Annotated in this window: 16 protein-coding genes; 2 read left to right on the top strand and 14 right to left on the bottom strand. The window is 53.3% G+C overall.

What is annotated here, in order from left to right:
- Positions 1-16: 16 nt before the first annotated feature.
- The 14 genes from JMG82_RS11390 to JMG82_RS11325 all read right to left on the bottom strand — a co-directional run bounded on the left by JMG82_RS11390 (position 17) and on the right by JMG82_RS11325 (position 18,851).
- Positions 17-1,609, bottom strand: a complete 1,593-nt coding sequence (locus JMG82_RS11390; RefSeq protein ID WP_201352847.1) for a vWA domain-containing protein — start codon at positions 1,607-1,609, stop codon at positions 17-19.
- Positions 1,606-2,463 (bottom strand): VWA domain-containing protein, encoded by an 858-nt coding sequence (locus tag JMG82_RS11385; RefSeq protein ID WP_236579141.1) that lies wholly within the window; start codon positions 2,461-2,463, stop codon positions 1,606-1,608. The genes JMG82_RS11390 and JMG82_RS11385 overlap by 4 nt, the downstream gene beginning before the upstream one ends.
- A 131-nt stretch (positions 2,464-2,594) precedes the next feature.
- Positions 2,595-3,887, bottom strand: a complete 1,293-nt coding sequence (locus JMG82_RS11380; protein WP_201352846.1) for a TolC family protein — start codon at positions 3,885-3,887, stop codon at positions 2,595-2,597.
- A complete protein-coding gene (locus tag JMG82_RS11375; protein WP_201352845.1) occupies positions 3,884-7,009 on the bottom strand; it encodes an efflux RND transporter permease subunit in 3,126 nt (1,041 codons plus the stop codon). Before JMG82_RS11375 ends, JMG82_RS11380 begins: the two co-directional genes overlap by 4 nt.
- Positions 7,010-7,012: 3 nt before the next feature.
- The gene (locus JMG82_RS11370) at positions 7,013-8,140 is read right to left on the bottom strand and encodes an efflux RND transporter periplasmic adaptor subunit (protein WP_201352844.1); all 1,128 of its coding nucleotides are present in this window, start codon (positions 8,138-8,140) and stop codon (positions 7,013-7,015) included.
- Between the two features lie 238 nt (positions 8,141-8,378).
- Positions 8,379-8,825, bottom strand: coding sequence for a hypothetical protein (locus tag JMG82_RS11365; RefSeq protein ID WP_201352843.1), 447 nt, complete (start codon positions 8,823-8,825; stop codon positions 8,379-8,381).
- A gap of 101 nt (positions 8,826-8,926) precedes the next feature.
- Complete coding sequence (locus tag JMG82_RS11360; protein ID WP_201352842.1) at positions 8,927-9,760, bottom strand: hypothetical protein; 834 nt, start codon at positions 9,758-9,760, stop codon at positions 8,927-8,929.
- Positions 9,757-10,926: a 4Fe-4S binding protein gene (locus tag JMG82_RS11355; protein ID WP_201352841.1), complete on the bottom strand. Its 1,170-nt coding sequence runs from the start codon at positions 10,924-10,926 to the stop codon at positions 9,757-9,759. Before JMG82_RS11355 ends, JMG82_RS11360 begins: the two co-directional genes overlap by 4 nt.
- On the bottom strand, positions 10,923-11,573 hold the full coding sequence (locus JMG82_RS11350; protein ID WP_236579140.1) for a TorD/DmsD family molecular chaperone: 651 nt from the start codon (positions 11,571-11,573) through the stop codon (positions 10,923-10,925). The genes JMG82_RS11355 and JMG82_RS11350 overlap by 4 nt, the downstream gene beginning before the upstream one ends.
- A 143-nt stretch (positions 11,574-11,716) precedes the next feature.
- Positions 11,717-15,010 carry a molybdopterin-dependent oxidoreductase gene (locus JMG82_RS11345; RefSeq protein WP_201352840.1) on the bottom strand — a complete coding sequence of 1,098 codons (3,294 nt, stop codon included), beginning with the start codon at positions 15,008-15,010 and terminating at the stop codon, positions 11,717-11,719.
- A 14-nt stretch (positions 15,011-15,024) separates the two neighbouring features.
- Positions 15,025-15,924: an NrfD/PsrC family molybdoenzyme membrane anchor subunit gene (gene nrfD / locus JMG82_RS11340; RefSeq protein WP_201352839.1), complete on the bottom strand. Its 900-nt coding sequence runs from the start codon at positions 15,922-15,924 to the stop codon at positions 15,025-15,027.
- Position 15,925: 1 nt separating this feature from the next.
- Positions 15,926-16,564, bottom strand: a complete 639-nt coding sequence (locus JMG82_RS11335; protein WP_201352838.1) for a 4Fe-4S dicluster domain-containing protein — start codon at positions 16,562-16,564, stop codon at positions 15,926-15,928.
- A gap of 182 nt (positions 16,565-16,746) precedes the next feature.
- Positions 16,747-18,189, bottom strand: a complete 1,443-nt coding sequence (locus JMG82_RS11330; RefSeq protein ID WP_201352837.1) for a sensor histidine kinase — start codon at positions 18,187-18,189, stop codon at positions 16,747-16,749.
- The gene (locus JMG82_RS11325) at positions 18,183-18,851 is read right to left on the bottom strand and encodes a response regulator transcription factor (RefSeq protein ID WP_346727041.1); all 669 of its coding nucleotides are present in this window, start codon (positions 18,849-18,851) and stop codon (positions 18,183-18,185) included. The genes JMG82_RS11330 and JMG82_RS11325 overlap by 7 nt, the downstream gene beginning before the upstream one ends.
- A 119-nt stretch (positions 18,852-18,970) precedes the next feature.
- On the opposite strand from JMG82_RS11325, the gene JMG82_RS11320 reads away from it, so the two are divergent.
- Both JMG82_RS11320 and JMG82_RS11315 read left to right on the top strand, forming a co-directional pair.
- Positions 18,971-20,137 (top strand): hypothetical protein, encoded by a 1,167-nt coding sequence (locus JMG82_RS11320; protein WP_201352836.1) that lies wholly within the window; start codon positions 18,971-18,973, stop codon positions 20,135-20,137.
- Between the two features lie 82 nt (positions 20,138-20,219).
- Entirely contained in the window at positions 20,220-21,803 is a 1,584-nt protein-coding gene (locus JMG82_RS11315; RefSeq protein WP_201352835.1) for an inorganic phosphate transporter, read from the top strand.
- Positions 21,804-21,810: the final 7 nt, after the last annotated feature.

The following is a 21,810-nucleotide window of genomic DNA, read 5'->3' as shown; positions in this document are numbered from 1 at the left end:
TTCTCACCCCACACCATCACCACGGCCTCTCTTCATGCACATACCCTTTGTTGATCATCTCGTAAACCTTGGAGGAGAGTGGATGGCGCGGGGTCGTCTGGCTGGCGCCTTTCTGAATGCCAATGCGCATCGATTTGGTCGCCGACTGGGCGCCGCTGCCCTGCCCCATGCGATGTTGCGAATCGCTCTTTTTCGCCCCCTTCTCTTTTCGCTCGGCGCTCGATCCGCCATCAGTTGCGGCTTTGACGTGGCGGTTGGCTTTGGGTTGCACCTTCGACCGCCGCTTTTCCAGCAGGAAAAGGACCTTCTGCAGGTTGGCTTTCGCGTCGGGGTCTAAGGTGAGTTGGAGCGCTTTGACGTAATAGTCGCGTGCACTCTTGAAACGGCCGATTTTGACGGCGCAGTTGCCCAGGTTGTAGAAGATGGCCGCTTTGACGGCCGGATCGCTGCTTTTGATCGACGCGAATACCCGGCCCGCTTTTTTGTAGGCTCCCATCTTGTAGAGCGACGCCCCCAGGCCGTAACGGCTCTCCAGCAGTGGCGGGTCCACTTTGGCGAAGGCTTTCGCCGCCTTTTCGTACGCCCCCTTATGGTAAAGCTCGATCCCTTTGGAAAGATGGTAGTAATCCAGCAGCCCCGCTTGGGCATGAATGCCCAGGAGTGCCAGCAGCGGCCACAGGCGCCGCATAAGGCCGGCTGTCGAGAGGGTTCCCGCAAGGAAAAAGCCGATCCCAAGAAGCAGCGGCAGCCAAAACCACTCTCTGTAGGCGGTACGCCGGGCACTCTGGCGTTTCAGCTGGTCGTCCACCTGCTCCAAAATCGCATCCGCCGCCGCATCGGGCGTCGATTCGTCGATGAAAGCGCCCCCCGTCGCCTCCGCCAGGTTTTCGAGAATGGGATTCTGCGTCGAAACGACCAACCGTCCGTTTTTATCCCTGAGCCATCCGCTTTCCGAGGGAATCGTGCTGCCGCGACGCGATCCGCACGCCACACCGAAAATTCGGATATGGTTCTTCCTGGCCACCTCCGCCAGTTTGGCCAGATCCTCTTCGTCACCACCGTCACTGAAAATGACGAGGTCCTTGTTTTCCCCACCCAAGCGGCCGACATAGCGAAGCAGCGCTTCGATGGAGGTGCCGTGGGTGAGAATGTAGTCGGGACGAAAAGCTTCCAGTGCCGCGTGAATCAACGCTTTGTCTTCGGTGGGAGGCGAAAGGATCAGGGCGTTGGTGGTGAAGGCGATGAGGGCATATTTGTGGCGGCTGTCGCGGTTCACCAGATTCAAGGTGGCCGCTTTGGCGAATGCGAACCGATTCGGTTTGCGGTCTGTGGCCATCATCGACCGGGAAGCATCGATGGCCAGGCAGAGTGTCCCGCCGGTGGGTGCCGTAATGGTGATAGCCTCTTTCGTCACGGGCCTGGCAAGCGCCACCACCATCCATCCCAGCGCCAAAAAAGGGGCCAGGCGCACCAGAAGCGTCCGGCGGTTCTCCAAAATCACCCTGGGGTGCAGGGGAAGGCTGTTTCGCCGCTCCTGCCTGAAACGCAGCCATGTAAAAAGGCCCAGCGGCAACAACAACCAGAGGAAGAAGGGATGGAGGAAGCTCATGCCACTCTCCTAAAGGAAAGATACCCGATCAGCAGAATCATCGCCCCGATCAAAGGCCATTGGTAGAGGGGGCGGCGGTTGATCATCGTGCGGGAACGGATGGGGCTGGGTTCCAGGCTCTCAATCTCTTCGAAGACCGCTTTCAGATCTTCGGCGTTTCGTGCCGAAAAGCTTTTGCCCCCCGTCTCCTTCGCGATTCTTTCCAGCAGTTTGGCATCGTAGTCCCCCGGTTTTCCGATACCGATGGTATAGATTTTCACGCCCCGTTTTTTCGCTTTCGCCACCGCCTCTTTGATGGAGACCGACCCGGCGTTCTGGTATCCGTCGGTCATCAGGACGATCACCTTCTTCTTGGCGTGGGAGAAAGAGAGGGCCCGAAGCGCCTGGTCGATCCCCTCCCCGATGGCGGTACTCTGCCCGGCGATACCCACGTCGGCCGTGTCGACGATCATCTGCAGTGCCGCCAGGTCGTAGGTCACAGGTGAGGCGGCAAAAGCGAAGGAGCCGAAGAGCACCAGGCCGATATTGTCGTCATGCCGGGTCGTCAGGAAACCTTTGACCAGATCGATGATTGCATCGAACTTCCGGCGCATCGGATGCGCTTCGTCGAACCCCGATTCGGCCATGGAACCGCTGGTATCCAGGGCCAGAACGAGGTCACGCCCATGCCGTTCGCTGGCGGCCAGGCGGTCGTAGGTCACCGGCGACGCCAGCGCCGCGACCGCCAGTGCGTAGACCGCCGCAAACAGCAGCGGCTCTTTGGAAAAGGAGAAGCGGGAGAGTCGGACATAGGAGATTTTGGGAAAATAGAGCTTCATGACGCCGGCGGGACAGCGCCAGAAGCAGGGAATCAAAAGCAATAGTGAAAATATCCAGGCATACTCAAATGTAAAATGCAGATGAATTCCTTCAGTATTTTTTATCAAAAAGAGATCGGTTAATCATGTTTAATTATAGCATATTGGCGCTCTTCCCGGAATGGATTCTATCGGCCTGCGGCATGATCGAGCTGGGCAAGTGCAATAAAATAGTCGTAATAGTCGTTGACGAGATTTGAAAGAGCCTGGATGTAACCCTGCTGTGCCTCTTGCAATTGAATATAGTCGCCCAGGTCGTTCTCGTACCGCCTCTGCGCCTGCTCGAGCTTTTTTTTACTGGATATCGAGATACGTTCCGAGAGCTTGATACTCTCTTCGGCACGGCGAATGGCGATGTAGCTTTCAGTTACCTCCCGTGTGATCGCCAGCTTGATTCGTTTTGTCTGAGACGCGGCCTTAAGCACACCGACTTTCGCCTCTTCCATTTTTGCGGCGGTCTGATAGCCACCAAAAATATTCCACCGCATCTGAAGGGCCAGCGTCCCCTGATCGGTAGGAGTAATCTCTCTAACATCTTCATCCACATGCTGCTTCGTATAGATGCCTTCAAGGGAAAGCGTAGGATAATATTCACCCTCCACACTTTCGACAGCGAACTTCGCACTTTCTGTGTACCGCTTCAAACTCACGAGAAGATATCTGTGTGTATAGGCGAATCTTTCATACCATTCGAGGGGATGTTGCAATTTTGGAAGATTGTCACTTATGTGCGGCAACGGGAGTTGTGGCGTATAAAGGCGATAGTGGCCGTCGTGGGGAATGACTCCAATCTCCTCTTCGAGCTCGGCTCGTCTTGTCTGCAGCGCGTATCGTGCATTTTTCAGATCCAGTTGTGCCTGTGCAAGCCTGACCTTGGCATCGGTCACATCAATAATGGTCCTGATCCCCGCTTTGAGGTAGCGTTGCGCACGATAGAGCTGCTGCCGCTGAAGCGCGACACTTTTCTTTTGCACCTCGATGATGCGTCGACTTTTGAGAATTTCGTAATAGAGTTTTTTGATTTTGAAGATTTTGTCCGAAACGGTTTGCTGCATCTTTGCTTTTAATGCCAGGGTCTCTTCCCGACTCCTTCCCACAATTCCCGAAGTTTTTCCAAAATCGTAAAGAAGCTGGGAGGCGGCTATCGTACCGGTAAACAGATCGACATTCTGTGTCGAGTGCTCAATCATTTTGCTCTCTTGTTCGCCCGCTTCGGCACTCAGATCGATCCGCGGCAGATAGAAGCCTTCGGCATATTTCGCACGCGCCTTTGCCGCTTCGAAATCGAAACGGCTGCTGTCGATGTCCGGGCTGTGGGTGAGTGCAAGTTCTATGAGATCATCCACATCGACCACGTGTACTCCCGCATGCAACAGAGTCACCGTGAATAGTCCGGTGAACAATCGATAGATAGATTTCATCCCCGCTCCTTCAAGAAGCGTGTTTTGAGACTCTGCAGTACCACAAAGAGCACCGGGGTAAGCAAAAAGGTAAGCAAGGTGGACATTGCCATGCCTCCAAACACAGCCGTACCAAGGGAACGCCTCGATGCCGCTCCCGCACCGGAGGCGAAAACCAGCGGCAAAATTCCCAGCAAAAAGGCGAATGCCGTCATCAAAATCGCACGCATCCGAAGTATCGAAGCCTCAATGGCAGCCTCGACAATCTCCATTCCCCCCTCGTGCATCTCTTTGGCGAACTCTACGATCAAAATCGCGTTCTTGCTTGCCATGCCGATCAGCAGCACCAACCCGATCTGTGTGTAGATATCGTTGATCAGTCCCGCCATTACATTTGTCCCCAGCGCACCGAACATCACCGCGGGAATTGGCAGCATGATCATCAGCGGTGTCAGCCAGCTTTCGTACTGTGCCGAAAGCACCAAAAAGACAATGAAAAGCGATAGCGCGAAAATAGGTGCTGCGGCGTTGCCGGCCTCTTTTTCCTGAAGCGTCATGCCGCCGTATCCGAGCGCCACGTTTTTGGGTAGTACCTTTTGTGCCGTCTCTTCAATGGCAGCCAGCGCGTCGCCGGAACTGTAACCTTTTGGCACATTGTGCACACCGTTGACGGCGATCGACTGATAGCCGTTGAAATGGGTCACGGCATTGGGTCCGATGGAACGATTCAGTGCCACGACGGTACTGAGTGGTATCATCCTGCCATAGCGGTTGCGTACGAAAAAGGCGGATATATCGTTCTGGATGTTGCGATAGGCCGGATCGGCCTGAAGAAGCACACGGTAGGTTTTTCCGAATTTGTTGAAATCATTGACGTAGTATGCACTAAGATAGGTCTGCAGTACCGCGAACAGATCGTTCAGAGCGATCCCTAACGCATATGTCTTGTCGCGGTCGACATCGACCTCGATCTGCGGATAGTCGGCATTGAACATCGTATAGGCCGAAGCGATACGCGCATCGGCGTTTAGGGCCTCGATATATGCGCGCACCTCTTTTTCAAAATGATCAAGCGGCACAGCGCCGCTGTTTTCCAAGTTCACTTCAAAGCCTCCGACAGCGGAGAGTCCCGGAATGGAAGGGGGAGAAAAGAGCTTCACCTGGGCTTCGGGGACGGTTGCTTTGGCGATTTTTTCGATCTTTTTTATCAGTGCGCCGATCGATGTTTCCGATGTTGTACGGTTTTGCCAGTCATCCAGTATGATGTAGAATGTCCCTACCGACGAATCGCCCACCCCTGTAACCGTACTGTAGCCGTTGATAGATGACACCTCTTTGACTCCAGGTACCTTTTCGATCTTCTCGACCAGCCTGGCTGTTGTCTTTTCCAAACGTTGAAGCGTTGTTCCCGGCTGCATGGAAACTGCCGCGATGATCGCTCCCTGATCCTCTTCGGGTAGAAAACCCGTAGGTACCGACTTGAAAATCCACCACGTCGCCGCCAGCAATAGAACATAAAAACCGAGCACCCAACCTTTGCGTTGGATCAGGAAACCCAGCAGCGTGCGATAGCCTTTTTTCAATCCTTCCAATGCCCGATCAAAAAGAAGGAAAAAACGGTTTTTCTCTCCGGTTGAACGTTTGAGAATCGTCGCCGCAAGTGCCGGCGAGAGTGTGAGTGCGACAATCGCCGAAATGAGCACAGAAAAGGCGATCGTCATCGCGAATTGCCGGTAGAGCGCACCGGATATACCGGGAATGAGAGCGACCGGGACAAAAACGGCCAGCAAGACAAGTGTTGTGGAGATCACAGGTGCGAATATCTCCTTCATCGCCCGGGCGGTGGCGTCTTTGATACTTAATGAAGGATCCTTTTGAAGATTGGCCTCGACGTTTTCGACCACCAAAATCGCATCGTCGACGACGATGCCAATGGCGAGGATCAAACCAAAAAGCGTCAGCGTATTGATGCTAAATCCCGTCAGATACATCGCCGCGAAGGTACCGACGAGCGATACGGGGATCGCCACGGCAGGGATGATTGTCGCACGCAGGGACTGAAGAAAGAGGAACACGACCAAAAGCACCAACACCAGTGCTTCGAAAAGTGTTTGCACTACCTCTTCGATCGAGGCTTTGACAAATTTGGTCGTATCGTACGTAGGTTCGACATGAACACCTTTCGGAAAGCGTACCGAAAGATGTTTGATCGTCTCCGCGATCTTTTCGGCCGCGTTCAGTGCATTGGCATCCGGTAGCAGAAATATACCCAGCTGGGCGCTGGGTCTGTTGTTCAAATAAGCCGAAGAGCTGTAGGTTTCCGACCCAAGTTCTATGCGCGCAATGTCCCGAAGGCGTATTTTCGTACCATTGGTATTTTGACGTATGATGATGCGCCCGAACATTTTGGGAGTTTCCAGGCGGGTTTTTGCCACCAGTGTATAACGGTAGCGGCTCTTGTCGCTTGCGGCCATATCACCGATACTGCCCAGTGATACTTCAAGATTCTGTGACCGAATCGAGTTGATGACCTCGTCGACACTCACACCCAGTGCCGCCATCCTGTCAGGATCGAGCCAGATTCGCATCGCGTACCTGTGTTCACCGAAAATAACCACATCCGACACGCCGTCGATACGCTTGAGCTCTTCGACAATGTTGAGCGCGGCGAAGTTGGAGAGAAAAAGCGCATCATGCAGTGGATCATCGGAGCGTACCGCCAGGATCTCCAACACAGAAGAGGAGAGCTTTTTGGTCACGACACCCTGGCGTTTGACCTCTTCGGGCAATGTAGGCATCGCCAGTGCGACACGGTTTTGTACGTCGACTGCCGCCGTATCGAGATCGGTTCCAAGTTTGAAATAGGCCTTAATGGTTGCGGTGCCGTCGGAAGCAGATGTAGAAGTCGTGTAAACCAGTCCTTCCGCACCATTGAGACGCTCTTCGATCGGTGTTGTCACAAGCTTTTCTACCGCATCCGCACTGCCTCCGGGATAGCGGGCCTGTACCTGGATTGTCGGTGGAACGATCTGCGGAAATTGGGCGATGGGAAGATTTTTGAGGGCAATCAGACCCACCAGGACGATCAGTATGGAGATCACTTTCGCCACAACCGGCCGACGGATGAAAAAGAGAGAAAACATCGCCTACTTCACCTGAACCGGATTGGGTGTTTCTACAGGCGTTACAATCAGACCATCGGTAAGCGCCATCGGGATATCCACGACGACCCGTTCCCCGGGCCTGAGCTCCTTTTTTCCGACGACAACCAGCTCACTGTTGGCAAAAATGGGGTGGACATAACGTACATGCACACGATTGCTGCCATCTACGACATAGACATGTTGTCCCTTCTGATCATGAAAGATCTGGTCGGGATGCACGGCAATAAGCGACGGTTTGCGTCCCAAAAAAAGCGCCACTTTCACAAAAGCACCGGGAGAGACGAGGCGTTTGGGATTGTCGACAATGGCACGCATCGCCACGGTTCCCGTTTCTGGATCGGTTTCACTGTCGATAAAATCGACACGCCCATTCAGTGTCGCGTTAAGATCGATCATGCCACGCAGCGAAATACGAACCGGCGGAAGGGGCGACTCACTGTAACGTCTAATGAGTGCGACCTCTTCGAACGAGGGATTGAAATGTACATACAAACGCCCGTCTTTGACGATTCGAGTCAACACTGTACCGGGTTTGACGAAATTGCCCACAACTATTTCCGGCTGTCCGGCCACCCCATCGATGGGAGCTACGACATTGCAGTAACCCAGCTCAATCGCCGCATTTTCAAGTACGGCCTTATCGGCTTTGAGCAAAGATAGATACTGATGAAGTGACGCGTTGAGTTCGTCAAGTTTGGCCTGGGGTGCCAGCTGATCTTCAACCAGCGGACGATACCTCTCGAATGTCACTTTGGCCAGCCTGTAAGAGGCTTCATCTTTCTCAAGTACCGCCAGCAGACGGTCGTATTTCGCTTTATATTCGCTGGGATCGATTTGAAAGAGGCTCTCGCCACGCTTTACGGTATGTCCGGGCGTATAGTGGACTTCTCTCAGCTCGCCCCCCACACGTGCCACGACATCGACGGCGTCAACCGCTTCGGTCTTGCCGGTGAAATAGGTCCATATCGGATAGCTCCCGGCTTTGAGGGTATGGACTCGTACCTTGATAGGAGAAGTTTTCACGCTCTCCTCTTTGGTTTCAACCTTGCCGCATCCGCCCAAAAGCAAAAGCACTCCCAGTCCCCCTATAACCAATCTGTTCCAAAGCATACATTCCCTTTGCCAGCATTAAATTATGGGCGCATCCAACACCCCATGCCAAGCCATGGTGGACATGGGTTATTGGACGTATCTATTGTAACAGATTTTTTATATACTCCATTCTGAAATCTTTGATTTCGGAGTTTAGATGGATGTTAAGAACGGGCAGTTTTCCAATGAAATCCGTGACTATCGGATTCCGACGTTTTAGCAGCCCGTTGAGCTTTCATGGGTGGTGCTTTACTACTTAAGCATGCTCTTGCGGGAAATAGGTCTCGATAATCGTTTCCAGATAAGCTTTGGTATGCTCCGCTTTATCGACCATCTCCTGAAAAATCTCTTTCGAAGCGGGATAGTTTTCCATCATCTCCCGGTAAGGTTCGATCTTGGCGTCGATCAGGGAGCTGAAGGCTCCCAACAACTGCCCCATCGTCTCACGATCGTGCACCGAGCGCATCAGCATTTTGAACATCCGCGCCCTGGCATCCATGGCGATGGAGGCGTCGATGGCATCTCCCACCATTTTCAAATCCCACCGGCTGATGTAGACTCCGCTTTTGGAAGGGGGCATCAGTTCGGCGTTGATCGCCTCCACATAGTCGGGATAGTCGTAATTGTCCTCCTCCGTTTCACACTCGCTAGTAACGCAGCGATCCTGAAGATAGTTTTCGAACTCTTTCCTCAAATCTTCCATTTTATTCCTTTTCAACTAAAAACTTCGGTATGCCGCTTCGCGGCCAATTATTAAAGTAAAAGGGAGCGAAGCGACCATCCACAACATTTAGTTTTTAGTTTTTAGTTGTTGTAGTCGTCACATGAAATCTCGGCGCCCAGCCACTTTTTCGCGACACTCAGCGCCTGGGCGTGCATGAACTGCTCGCCGCCAATTTTCCGGCATTTAAGTTTAGCGGCCAGGGTGTCAAAGGCGCTTTTGCCCCGGACCAAATCGATGAGGGTCAGGTGCGCACCCTCGCCTTCCATTTCCAGCAGTTTCACCCCCTCATGGGCGTATCTGTCCACCGCATTGACGACGATGTCGTAGCGGCCGGCCTCGACCGCCATCCCCCGCTGAAAACGGGCGATGTCGGTCTCCACGCCAAAAAGCGCCTCTTTCGCGCCCTCCAGAGCCTCCGCAGCCCGCTCCACCGTCTCGTCGGCCACTTCGATAAATGCCACGCCAAGCGTTCCTAAGAGGGGCAAAAGCGCACGGGTCACCGCACCGCCCCCCAGGAGCAGCAGCCGCTTGCCCCGAAAATCGACCCCCTCGCACGCCGCCATCCGTTCGAAACTTTCGGGGTAGAAGCAGACACCCGCCAGTTTGCCGTCAACCGCCTGCGCCCCGTCGCAAAGACCGCTTCTTTGCGTACAGCTATCCCGCAGGTCCAGCAGGGGCTCTACCTCCTCCTGGTACTCCGGCTCGTAGAGGGCCATCGTCACTTTGGAGTTGGGCATGCCCTTGACCATATAGGCGAAATCGTCCGGTTTGATGTTGAGGCCGATGGCGAAATCGTTGAGTCCCAGGTTTTTGAAAGTCCGGTTCAAAACTTGCAGGAAGGAGGAGGATTGGGCATTGACCCCATAAAGCGCGATCAGCCGACTCTCTTTGGAAAGGATGCCTTCGTCAATCATATTTTATCCTCCGATGTCTTATCCTCTTCGACAAACCAGATGCTTCCGTCGGGTTTTTCTTCCAGCCCCCAGAGTTCCATGGCCTCTTCCTCTTCCACCGCGCATCGGGGACAGACCCGTTCGCCCCGGACCGAAGTGAAATGAACACCGCACTCGTCGCAACGAACCAGTTTGAAGGCCGCCAAAAGGCGCTGGGTCGGTTCGAAAAACTCTTTCAGTTCGAAGGTGGGCTGCAGCTTCAGGCTGTCGGGTTCGCAGGTGTCATGGCAGGCCCGGCATTTGACGCACATCATCGCGTCGAAAAAGATTTTGCTGTTCTTCGCGTCGGAGCTGAGCGCCCCGGTGGGACAGATGCGGTAGCACATCTGGCAGTTGGTGCAAGTCTGCATATCGATAAATTTCTGGGAAGCGAAAGAGATATCCTCTTCGGCGATCGTATGGTACTGCTGCGGCTTGGGGGCGCGTTTGAGTGCCGTAAAGAGAATCTTCCGTTTGTCGGGAAGCTCTTTTTGCCTAATCCGGGCGATTTCGGCCAACCCTAAAGCGTGTTCGCGCATCTCGTCGCTGGCCCCCTCCACCAGCTCCTCGAACTGTACTTTCGACTGGATCGCCCCTTTGAGCGAGAGCCTCTCCAAAAAAGCGCGCCGGTCGCTCTGGTCCACGTTTTCGTCCATCCCCTGCTCCTGCGCGGCGATGGCCTCCACTTCGATCTTCTTGCCGCTCTCTATGGCTTCCAGCAGATAGTTGGCCTCTTCCACGCTTTTTAAAATGTTGGCGTACAGGGGCTCTTTGTAGGGGCAGGTGTGGCAATGGCCGATATCGAGAATAAGAGGTTTTTCTTTCACCAGTGCCAGGGAGATCAGGTGCTCGGTGGAGAGTGCCATGATACAAGGGACGTTGATGCGGCAGGAGATGAGAGGTGAGGGTTCGGCGGCGAATTCGAAGAAGAATTCGGTGGGGTCGAAATCTTTGAGCGTGAAACTCTCCGTTGGGCAGACCCCCAGACAACCGCCGCAGTCAACGCAGGCGGAGGGGACGAAGGCGGGGAGGTTGTTCTCGGCGATCGTCATCGTCTCGACAGGGCAGATGTCGGCGCACTTGGTACATTCGGAAAATTTGGTGACACTCCTGACGCAGCGTGCCGTATCGAAAATCAGTGTACTCATGCCCGGTAGTTACATCCCTCTTCGCCGATCAGTTCGTTCAGGTATTCGTAATCGCTGAGCATGAACTCCAGGGCCAGGGAAGCGGCATCGAAGTAAAAAGGCGTGCCGGCTTCCGCTTTCATGTTCATCAAAAACATCGGTGCCCACTCCAGCAGATGCTCTTTGAGAAAATCTCTTTCGATTTTCGCGATTTCACAGGCCGCTTTGACATCTTCGTTTTCGAGTGCTTTATACTCCGAAGAGGCGAGCATGTACATGAATTCCAGTTCGATGCCGATATGATCTGGGCTGACGGCACGGGCGACGTCGAGCTGGGCACGGAAGTCGTATTCGTTATAAAACTGCAGCACCGGGTTGCTCCCTCCGGTCTCCAACATCTGGTCGTCCCGTCGGTAGAAGGATTCGTAGGGGATCATATGCAGGACGAACAGATTGGTGAAATCGACATTCAAAAACTGCTCCAGCAGTCGCTTATGATCAATCTCCTTTCTCTTCTCCCACGTCTGATAGTTGGGGAAAAAAGAGAGAATCATCTCATCGCCTTCGAATTTCTCCAGAAAATCTTCGTCGACCTCTTTCATCAGAATTCTGGAGATCAATGCATAGAGATTGATACGCGCCAATTGTTTGGTCAAAACGTCGTTCATCAAATACCTTTTTATCTTGTGGGAATTTAGGAAAGTTCAAAGTGAGGAGTGAGAAGTGGGGAGACAAAGAACTTCCCACTTCTCACTTCCCACTATTAGGAAATTATACCGCACGGGGCTTACGCCCCGCTTTGCGGTGAGGGTTACATCTTCTTGATGTTGACGGTGTAGGCTTTTTTGCTCAGAGGCACGACCGGGCGCTTGATCCAGAAGGGCCGTCGCTCTTTGTCATTTTCATCGAGCGGACGGGTCAGTTCGTCTCTCCAAGCCTTGTAGGTCTTAAAGTTGTTTTCGTAATTGACCCAGATATCGCCGATCTTGTCGTCTTTGCCCGCTTTTTCGATGATGACCTTCTGATGCCATGCATGGTTGCCCGCGATCGGGTCGGGATGGACCGGCGCGACGGCATTCTGCCAGGAACCGCTGAGGCCGTCCCACCAGATGTTGTCGAGGTCTTTGTTGAACTCTTTGAAGCGCCATGTCTTCCTACGCTCATTAAGTCCTTTGTCGATCCCTTCTTTGGGTTTGAGCGTTCCGACTTTGCCATCCATTGTCATTTCATACAGTGGCGCACCGACGCCCATGACCCCCAAGGCATGTTTGAAGCCAGGAATCTCGACAGCATTTTTCAGTTTCCAGCGGCCAGCATGATGGCTGCACGCAAGCACGCCGGGCATCGTGCCTTCGGTCGGTACCGCCATAGCGATAAAGTAACCACTCTCGAGGTTGCTTACCGTATCGACAATGCGGACTTTGATGGCGTCGCCCCGTTTGATTCCCAGACGCTCGGCATCTTTGGTATTGATCCAGACCGGGTTGTGGTTCTGGCTGATCTCCATCAGGTGTTTGGAGTTGACCGAACGGGTATGAATGTTGTACGGCAAACGGTAAACCGTGTTCAGAGCGAATTCATTATCTGCCTTCATGTATCGATGGTGTACCTGAGAGATGATGTGGATCATCTTGTCGTACTCACGCTCGTTACGGGGATAGATCGGCAGGGCATATTCGGGCCATTTCCAGTCGATCAGCCACTCACAGAAGAGGTCGAGTTTCTTGTCGGGCGTGTGGAAACCGTGGTAGAGCTTGCCATCCACTTCGACACCGATGGAGCGCTTGCGACCTTCATGATCCGTGATCCAGAGGACGCCGAACTGGTCTTTCTCCACATCCGCTTCATGATACTTGTGGCCATGGGCGTGATAGTAGGTGCCGTCGAAATGAAGCTCCTCTTCCTGCGGTTTGTAAACATTGGTCGTCTCGGTCCAGGCACCGCGATCGCGCATGAATTCATAGCACGGATATTCGCTGTTCGGATACGCCGCATGGGCCGCCTTACGGAGTTTGGGCAGCAGTTCGAACGCCGCGTTGTAATACTCTTTGACGGTGACGGGTTGACCGGGATGCTTGGCGCTCTCCCAGTACTGGCGAACACCCAGACTGCCATCCGGATCGACATGCAGGCAGAGCAGTTCGGCAAAGAATTCGTTCTCTTCCCACACTTCGCCCAGGCCCGCTTTCATATGGGCTTCCAAGGTTCCACGGTAGGGAACTTTCGGCTTCCATCCCATCTTCTCCATCGCGACACGCAGAACCGGCTGGCGGAAGGCGGTCCAGCGCTCGGGCTTGGTGGGCGCGGACTGCTGGTCGTGACGTTCACCCGCCAGACCGACGGGCAGAACATAGTCGCAGTACCAGTTGGTTTCGCTCCAGGTCGGAGAGAGGTTGAAGGTCATCTCGAATTTACTCTCATCCTTGAGCGCTTCGATCCAACGGAAACCGTCCGGGTTGATCCATACCGGGTTGTACATCCGCGGAATCCATACCGCCAGTTTGGTCGGGACGTTGAGCCCCTTGGCACGCCATTTGTTCTGCCACTCTTCATCCATCAGGAGGTGAGGCAGAAGCATGCTCATCTCATACGTGCTGAGCGGATACTCCGGCGGCCACGCCAGTTCGTTCCAGACATCGACTTTCGGCGGTTTTTTGCCAGCCACCGTCGCTTTGTCCCCTTTGCCTCCGACGGAGATTTCGTGCCAGTGGTGCCAGCTTACGCCGCCGATATCGCCGCGCAGGGCACCGCGAAGTGCCAGCGGCAGGAAGCCGGAGCGTGTGATCATCCATCCACCGCGGTGGGCGATTGGGCCGGCACGCCAGAGATAGGTGGCGACACGCGGGCCGGCATCGATGAACATTTCAAAAAGTTCGTCGAGTTTGTACTCAAAGCCCTCCATACGGCACTCTTTGACCACATACTCTTTGGTATAGGGTGCATAGAGCTCTTTCATGATTTCGATGAAGCTTTCGTAGCTCTCATCTTCGGGCATTTTGGAGATGTACCCTTTGGTGACCATGAACTTCAGATACTCTTTGTTCGCCATCAGGCGGTCCCAATTGATCCAGTTTCTGACGAATTCATGATCGACGTAATCGTCGCCGTTTTTGTCTTTTTCGTTCAGGACGCGGTTGGCAAGGTAGAGATAGAGGGCCGTTTCGGTTCCGGGCCATACCGGAATCCAAAGGTCGGCGATACCGGCGGAGTTGGAGAGGCGGGGATCCATAACGACCATCTTCGCCCCTTTCTTTCTCGCATCGGCGATGAGGCCGGCACTCTGCTGAAAATAGTGACCCGCATCCGCCGCGTGGGAGCTTTGCAGGAAAATGAGCTCCGCGTTGGCCCAGTCGGGTGAGTTACGGTCGTCGTTGGCCCATTGAATGGAACCTTCCCGCGCGCCGGCGGAACAGATGTTGGTGTGTGAGTCGAACCCGTCGAGACCCATCGTATGGGGCACACGTCCGCTGAATCCGTTTTCGTTTGGTCGGCCAACATGGTACATGATGAGCTTTTTACTCATCTCGTCTCCCGCTTTGAGAGTCTCGTGCATCTTCTTGCCGATCTCTTTGAGCGCATCGTCCCATGATATGCGGACCCATTTGCCTTCCCCGCGCTTGGAACCGGGCGCGCGTTTGATCGGAAAGGGAATGCGGTCGGGATCGTACATCTGACTTTCGGCGGCATACCCTTTGGCACAGTTTCGTCCCCGGCTTCCGCTGTGCAGCGGGTTGCCCATGTATTTGCGGACCGTCATTGTCTTCTTGTCGACCCACGCCGTCAGACCGCAGCCCGCTTCACAGTTGGAGCAGACACACGGAACGATGGTGTAATCGTGTACTTCGATACCGTCGGGATTCTTTTCGCTGCGGACACCGTGACGGTTGATACCGCCCCGTTTCCAGTCGTCGCCGTCGAGTTCGCGGAAGCTGTCCCATTTCTCCAGCGGCGGATAGAAATCGAGATGGTCGGGTGTATTGGTAAATTCGGCACTGCTCTCTTCTGCCGCTTCCACGACGCTTTCGAATACACCTGTCGCCAGAGAAGCTCCGGCCACAGTGAATGCCGCACCCTTTAAAAATGTTCGTCTGCTTTCGTTTATCATCTTTTTCTCCTGTCTTAGCTAAGATTCATCAGCTGCGGAATGACCAGCCATACATGTTTGGCGATCCAGAGCCCCGCCAAGGCCAGAACCGACGCCAACGCAAGAAGACTGCTGCTTTTGGTCCTGAGCCCGAAAATGACCAGTACAATCGGAAGAATATAGCCGAGTGTCTGGCCGACCCAGAACATTGTATGGTAGGCACCACCCTCTTTGACGAATGCAATCGTCGCGGCAACCTCTTCCGCTTTCATGGCACCGAAATAGTATTCACCAAGATAGACGATTAGAGACAAAGACGCACTCACAGCCAGAACGATACCGAGATCACGCTTGACATTCTGGTCGCCGACACCGAGAATCAGATAGGTTGCAGAGCCGCCGATAAACGCGGCCATCGCCATCTGAAAAAGTTCGGTGGGTGTCTGCCACAGTTCGCGTGCCGCTGCTTCACCCAAGATAGTTGCTGTATAGAGGGTAACCGGAATGGCGAAAATGAAGGCGGCCCACATCAGTCTGTTGAACGGTTCGTCATCCAGTTTGTGCAGGAGTCTTCCGGCTGCCATCACGAAGATGATACCGGTCAGGATGGTCGCCAGCCAGGCACCCACGGTAATGGCCGATGTCCAGTGCGGATGCAGGAAAATGTTGAGCATCCTGAACGGATGGTGCAGATCGAGCAGTGTAAAAAGCAGGAAGATGTTCAAAAAGATAAACGAAACAACCGGCATGGACGTTTTGACGCTGGCTACCCGGTCTCCATACTTTTTCAGAAGATAGACCCCGACAAGAATGACGCCGGTACCGATACTCTTGGCCCACATATTGAGTGTAATCATCCATCCCCATACGATGCCGGGAAGTGCGACGTCCAGTGTCACCACCGCCTGGGTTGCGGCATGTGCATGTTCAACCATCTTAGTGACCTCCTATGTGTTTCAGGTGCGTAATTTTGTTGAAGAGGTTGTACCCTTCGATACGCTCGCTGGCCAGCGGATTGAGGTTGACCTCGCCGCCGCCGACGTAGAAATGTTTCGGATGCGTGTTCTTTTCGGGTTTGCGCACCTTCACATCGCCCTGATGCTCCATGATGTACTTGCTGATGTTGCTGGTCGGGTCGTCCAGGTCGCCGAAGATGTTCGCTTCCACAGGACAGGCGACGACACAGGCGGGCATCATGCCGCCAGCAACTCGGTGCGCGCAGTAGGTGCACTTGTCGGCCGAATTGGTTTCCGGATCGATGTAGATGGCACCGTAGGGACAGGCCATGACACAGCCGGCACAGCCGATGCAGCGCTCTTTGTCGACATTGACGATGCCGTTTTCAAGATAGTGCAGCGCGCTGACGGGACAGATACGCTCACAGGGAGCGCTTTCACAATGGTTGCAGCGCAGCGGCGTGAAGGTCCGCTTCGCTTCGGGAAACGTTCCCACATCCACGTACTTGACCCGTAGGCGCCACATTCCGATGGGCACTTCATTTTCCACTTTACAAGAGACCTCGCACCCTTTGCATCCCATGCAAAGAGAGAGATCTACCAGAAATCCGAGCTTCATGACTCCTCCTTGGTATTAGCCGCCCTAATGAACCTGATAACAGAATCAAATTCACCGATACAACAGCCAATTGTTTACAACTTCAGTTTATAGTTATAGAATTAACGGAAACTTAAAAAAGGAGTTTTTTGTAGAAATTTTTCTTATATCAGAGACTTTTGGATCGATAGTTTTCCATTGTTTCAAACAAATTTGCGAGAGCGTTCATTTTTTTTGATGTCGCAGATCGAGGGAATATCGAAACAGATGTGTGTTCCCACACCGGGATCGGACTCGATCCTCAAAAAGCTGTGGTGCAGCCTGAGAATATAGGTGACGATGGCCAGCCCCAATCCCATGGAGTTGTCCCAGCTGTTTTTGTCCACACGATAAAACTTCTTTGTTATTTCCGCAATCTCCTTCTTTGCTATGCCTTGGCCCCTGTCGGCGATGCAGAACTCCTTTTCGTTTACATCGACGACGATATCGTCTTGGGAGTATTTTAGGGCGTTGTCCATCAGGTTGCTAACAGCCATCTCCATCATCGTCCTGTCGGCAAACACCGTGACGGGAGCGCTTTTGATGCGGATATGTCTGCCGGCATATTTCTGCTCCAGCGCGGCGGCGACATCCTTGACCAGTTCTTCGAAATCGAATCTGCTCATCCTGGGTTCGATTTCACTGTTTTCAAGACGGGTCACGAAAGCGAGACGGTCAATCATTTCGATGATTCTCCGGCTGTTTTGTTCAATCCGTTCAAGAAATTTTTTGCGCATCTGCAAAGAGAGATCGGGATCTCCCAGAAGCGTCTCGGTGTATCCCATAATCGCCGCCACCGGATTCTTGAATTCATGTCCGATGGCCGAAATGATATCGCTGCGCTGTTTGCCGATCAAGCGGAGTTTGGCCGTATATTTTCGGCGTTTCCTTTCATTCTTTTCCAGCCGTTTGGAAAGCTTTTTGAGCAGTTTTCCGATGGTGCGAAACTCCGCCGTAAAGCCGGGCAGAAACCTCGCACCATACTTTTTGTCCGCCAGATGCTGCAGATAATCGGTGATTTTTTCCAGTTCCTCATCGATACGCCACCGTATCATCCAGCTCATGTACAATCCGGCCATCAGCGCCACGAAAAAAACGAACGCGATGCGAACCCACAGCGTTCCAAAATCGCTCATAACGGTATCGAGCGCCACCGAAAGGCGTAAAATAGCAGGCTTGCCGTGCCACTTTATGACTTTGGCGGCATAGATACGGTCGTTTCCGATAGTTTCGGAGTAGCGCACCGCTATACCGAATCCTTCTCTTTTTGCCTCTTTCACTTCTGGACGATTCGCATGGTTTGCCATCTTTTTCGTATCGGCTTCGTTATCAAAAAGCGGTGTTCCGTCCATGGCAATCAGCGTGACACGAAGCGGGCGCCCCATAATCTCACTCATCTCTTTTGCGGCCTGCTCCAGGGTTTTTCCTTTGTCCTGCTGCAGACTCACATAGGCGATTTCACTTTTGAGCTGATTGGTGTACTGTTCGATTTCGATCTGCTGGATGGAGTAGTAGATCACAAACGTCGCGACGCTCATCACCCCGCCTAAAAGCAGAATGAAATTGATGAAAAATATCTGGGAGAGTTTGAGATAACGGTTCAGCACATCTGGTACCCCACGCCCCGAACCGATCGGATGTAGTGTTTGCTCTTGTCGGGGTCGATCTTCTCTTTGAGGCGATTGATCGCCACATTGACCGTCTTGCCCTTGTAGGCCCCTTCCCCTCCCCAGACACGATCGAACAGCTCTTCGCGGCTCATTACCCTGCTCTTGTTTTTGATCAGTTCCATAAGCAGGTTGTACTCGAGTCGGGTCAAATCGATCTTCCTGTTTTCTATGGCAACTTCATGCCGTGTGGGCTTGATTGTGATGTCACGGTAACGGATCGTTTCGCTCTCTTCCGGTCTGCTGCGTCTTAAAATCGCCCGGATGCGATGCATCAGCTCCCTGAAATTGAACGGCTTTGTCACATAGTCGTCGGCTCCCCGCTCGAATCCCTCTTCGATATCGCGTTGCGAAGCTTTGGCAGTCAGGAAAACAACCGGCACGTCGATCCCTTCACTGCGCAATTTCGCAACAAATTCACTTCCCTCTTCGCCGGAAAGGTTTCTGTCCACGATCATCAGATCGGGCATCTCCTCTTTAAGAAGTCTTTCGACCGCCTGTGTCGAAATGGAAGCGAAGACATCATACCCTTCCTTCATCAGATGATACTCGAGAAGTTCGAGCAGATCCCGTTCATTTTCGATGACGACTATCAGCGCCAAAAACAGATCCTTTGTTCCCTTCCATATTCTGCGTAATACCGGTTATTGATTTTGTATCCAAATTGTATCCAAAATGTCATACAATACACACTGTATAAACATATAGAAGGATCGATCGAATGAAGAAGACGCTTTTTTCATTGGCCACGGCATCTGCTCTCGCTACTGCGCTCAGCGCTTCCATCACACTCTATCAGGACACCCAAACGGGCGCCATCTACACCAAACCGGGCCCAAACCGCATCAAGCTCGGCAACTTTGTCAGTGAGGAGGAACTGAAAAAACAAAATGACAAAGTGATCGAACAGGCCGTCAAAAAATCTCTCGGCGTCAAAGTGAAATCGGGTGTACCGACGCTCAAATTCAGCGGCACCCATTATCTGGGGTATACCTATACCGATGACCATACCGGCGCCGACAAGGACACGGGCAAATTCGAAACCCGCCGCAACTACTTCCAGGTCAAAGCCTACTGGAACGACACCGATTACATGCGCACCACGCTCGATACGTTTCAAGACAGCGACGGAAGCTGGCTGGTACGCCTGAAATACGCCTACATCTATCTAAATCTCAAAGAGTACATCCCCGCCACCGGTGTGGAATTCGGCCAGGTGCATCGCCCCTGGATCGACTGGGAAGAGCACCACGGCTGGCTCTACCGCTCCGTCGCCAAAACTTTCATCGAAGAGGGCGAAGGCGCCCATCTGACTGATTCGGCAGACCTGGGGATCAATTTCAAAACGAAAATGGACTACTTCAGTTCCGAACTCGGCGTTTTCAACGGCGCCGGATACCACCATCCTCACACCGATACCGACATGTCCTACGAATGGCGCCTGACCGCCAATCTTCTCGGTACGGGCAAGAAACATGTCCACGCCACGGAAGACGAATACTTCGACGTCTCCTTTACCGGACAGATCAACAATCAGAAGCGGTATGACTGGTACGCACTGCACGCGGTTTACAACCAACCCATGTTCCTGGTCGCCGGGATGTTTGTCAATTATAAAAACTACGACGATGACGACACCCATAACGGTTGGACGATCAACGGAGAGTTCCGGCCTGCGGAAAAGTGGTCCATCTTCGCACGCTATGACGATTTCGAATACAGCGAAAAAGATCTCACCCGTAACCAGATCATCGCCGGAGCGGCCTATACCTACAACAAAAATGTCAAGTTTATCGTCAACGTCTTCGATATCGATGATACGGACAATGATGCACCCAAAAAAGTCGATCGGACCAAATATATGTTGACGACCGAAGTGCATTGGTAATTGCACTCAATGCACTGCATCGTCTATGAGTAATTTAATGATCACTTTGTTACCATTTAAAACTTCCGAATAAGGCGACGTTATGGAAATAAAAACTTTCGCAAAAATGCAGAAAAAGGCGGAAAAGAAAAGTCGGGGCGATTTTTTGCGCCTGGGTCTCTCACTCATTTTCATGGCGATCGTCCTGATCGCCACATGGAACAAGATTCCCGGCAACCCGTTTCTGGCCGTGGCGGCGGTCTTTGGCGCGTACATGGCGATGAATATCGGTGCCAACGATGTCGCCAACAACGTCGGGCCGGCTGTCGGTTCCAAAGCGCTGACAATGATGGGTGCCATCATCATCGCGGCGGTTTTCGAATCGGCCGGGGCGCTTATCGCCGGGGCCGATGTCACCGGAACCATAAAAAAAGGCATCATCGATCCGGCGGCATTCACGCACCCGGAATATTTCGTCTGGGCCATGACAGCGGCACTCCTTGCAGCAGCGCTTTGGCTCAACCTGGCCACCTGGCTTAAAGCTCCGGTCTCCACGACCCACTCCATTGTCGGAGGCGTCATGGGGGGTGGCATCGCCGCCGGCGGAACCTTTGCCATCGTGCACTGGGGCACCATGGGCAAAATCGCAGCGAGCTGGGTCATCTCGCCTATTCTGGGCGGGCTCATCGCCGCCGCTTTCCTCTACGCCATCAAAAAGACCATCATATACAAAGAACAGACCAAAGAGGCGGCCATGAAACTGGTGCCACTCTACGTGGCGGTCATGGGCTGGGCTTTTATCACCTATGTCGTCTTAAAAGGCCTCAAACACATGATCAAGGTCGGCTTTCCCGCCGCAGCCGGCTTCGGCCTGATCGGCGCCGCCGTCATTTTCCTGCTGGTCAAAGGTGCCATAAAAAAATATGAGCACACCGTCACGAACGAACGGGAGAGTGTCAACCGGCTCTTCACCATTCCTCTCATCTTCGCAGCGGCACTGCTCAGTTTCGCCCACGGCGCCAACGACGTCGCCAACGCCGTCGGCCCCCTGGCGGGCATCTACGACGCTCTGGCGCATGCCACCATCTCCACCAAAGCGGCGATTCCTTTGTGGGTTATGGTCATCGGCGCCATCGGCATCTCCCTGGGCCTTGCGCTTTATGGGCCGAAACTGATCAAAACCGTCGGAAGCGAAATCACCGAACTGGACCAGATTCGCGCTTTCTCCATCGCGCTGGCGGCGGCCATTACCGTCATCATCGCCTCGCAGCTCGGCCTTCCCGTCAGTTCCACCCACATCGCCCTGGGCGGCGTCTTCGGCGTCGGTTTCCTGCGCGAATGGCTCGACCGCACCCAGCGTCTCGAATACCGCATCAAAGAGGAAAAACAGAAGCTTGAAGAACTCAAAAGCAAACTCGAAGCGTTCAAAAAAGAGCTCGAAAACCTGGAGGCGAAAGAGACAAAGTCGCAGCAAGATTACGAACGCATCGTCCAGCTTTTCGAACTTATCGGCGAATACGAAAAACGGGTCAAGAAAGAGAGCAAAGCGCTCAAGAATGTCTACAAAACCAAATACGTCCAGCGTGCGGCCGTTCAGAAAATCGTCGCGGCATGGCTCATCACCGTTCCCGCCGCTGCCGTGGTCGCAGCGGTCATCTTCTATATCATCAAAGGCATGATGGTCTAATCGGGGC

The organism is Hydrogenimonas urashimensis (genome assembly GCF_016593255.1).
In the GTDB taxonomy this organism is placed as follows: domain Bacteria; phylum Campylobacterota; class Campylobacteria; order Campylobacterales; family Hydrogenimonadaceae; genus Hydrogenimonas; species Hydrogenimonas urashimensis.
Note: the sequence above shows the minus strand (reverse complement) of the source record. Positions and strands in the feature narration are given on the sequence as shown.

Coding starts and splice junctions, on each gene's coding strand:
- JMG82_RS11345 (WP_201352840.1), bottom strand. CDS start 15,010: ATGATAAACGAAAGCAGACGAACATTTTTAAAGGGTGCGGCATTCACT.
- JMG82_RS11375 (WP_201352845.1), bottom strand. CDS start 7,009: ATGTTTTCTCTCTTTTTCATCCGTCGGCCGGTTGTGGCGAAAGTGATC.
- nrfD (WP_201352839.1), bottom strand. CDS start 15,924: ATGGTTGAACATGCACATGCCGCAACCCAGGCGGTGGTGACACTGGAC.
- JMG82_RS11380 (WP_201352846.1), bottom strand. CDS start 3,887: ATGAAATCTATCTATCGATTGTTCACCGGACTATTCACGGTGACTCTG.
- JMG82_RS11390 (WP_201352847.1), bottom strand. CDS start 1,609: ATGAGCTTCCTCCATCCCTTCTTCCTCTGGTTGTTGTTGCCGCTGGGC.
- JMG82_RS11355 (WP_201352841.1), bottom strand. CDS start 10,926: ATGAGTACACTGATTTTCGATACGGCACGCTGCGTCAGGAGTGTCACC.
- JMG82_RS11365 (WP_201352843.1), bottom strand. CDS start 8,825: ATGGAAGATTTGAGGAAAGAGTTCGAAAACTATCTTCAGGATCGCTGC.
- JMG82_RS11350 (WP_236579140.1), bottom strand. CDS start 11,573: ATGAACGACGTTTTGACCAAACAATTGGCGCGTATCAATCTCTATGCA.
- JMG82_RS11320 (WP_201352836.1), top strand. CDS start 18,971: ATGAAGAAGACGCTTTTTTCATTGGCCACGGCATCTGCTCTCGCTACT.
- JMG82_RS11360 (WP_201352842.1), bottom strand. CDS start 9,760: ATGATTGACGAAGGCATCCTTTCCAAAGAGAGTCGGCTGATCGCGCTT.
- JMG82_RS11315 (WP_201352835.1), top strand. CDS start 20,220: ATGGAAATAAAAACTTTCGCAAAAATGCAGAAAAAGGCGGAAAAGAAA.
- JMG82_RS11370 (WP_201352844.1), bottom strand. CDS start 8,140: ATGCTTTGGAACAGATTGGTTATAGGGGGACTGGGAGTGCTTTTGCTT.
- JMG82_RS11335 (WP_201352838.1), bottom strand. CDS start 16,564: ATGAAGCTCGGATTTCTGGTAGATCTCTCTCTTTGCATGGGATGCAAA.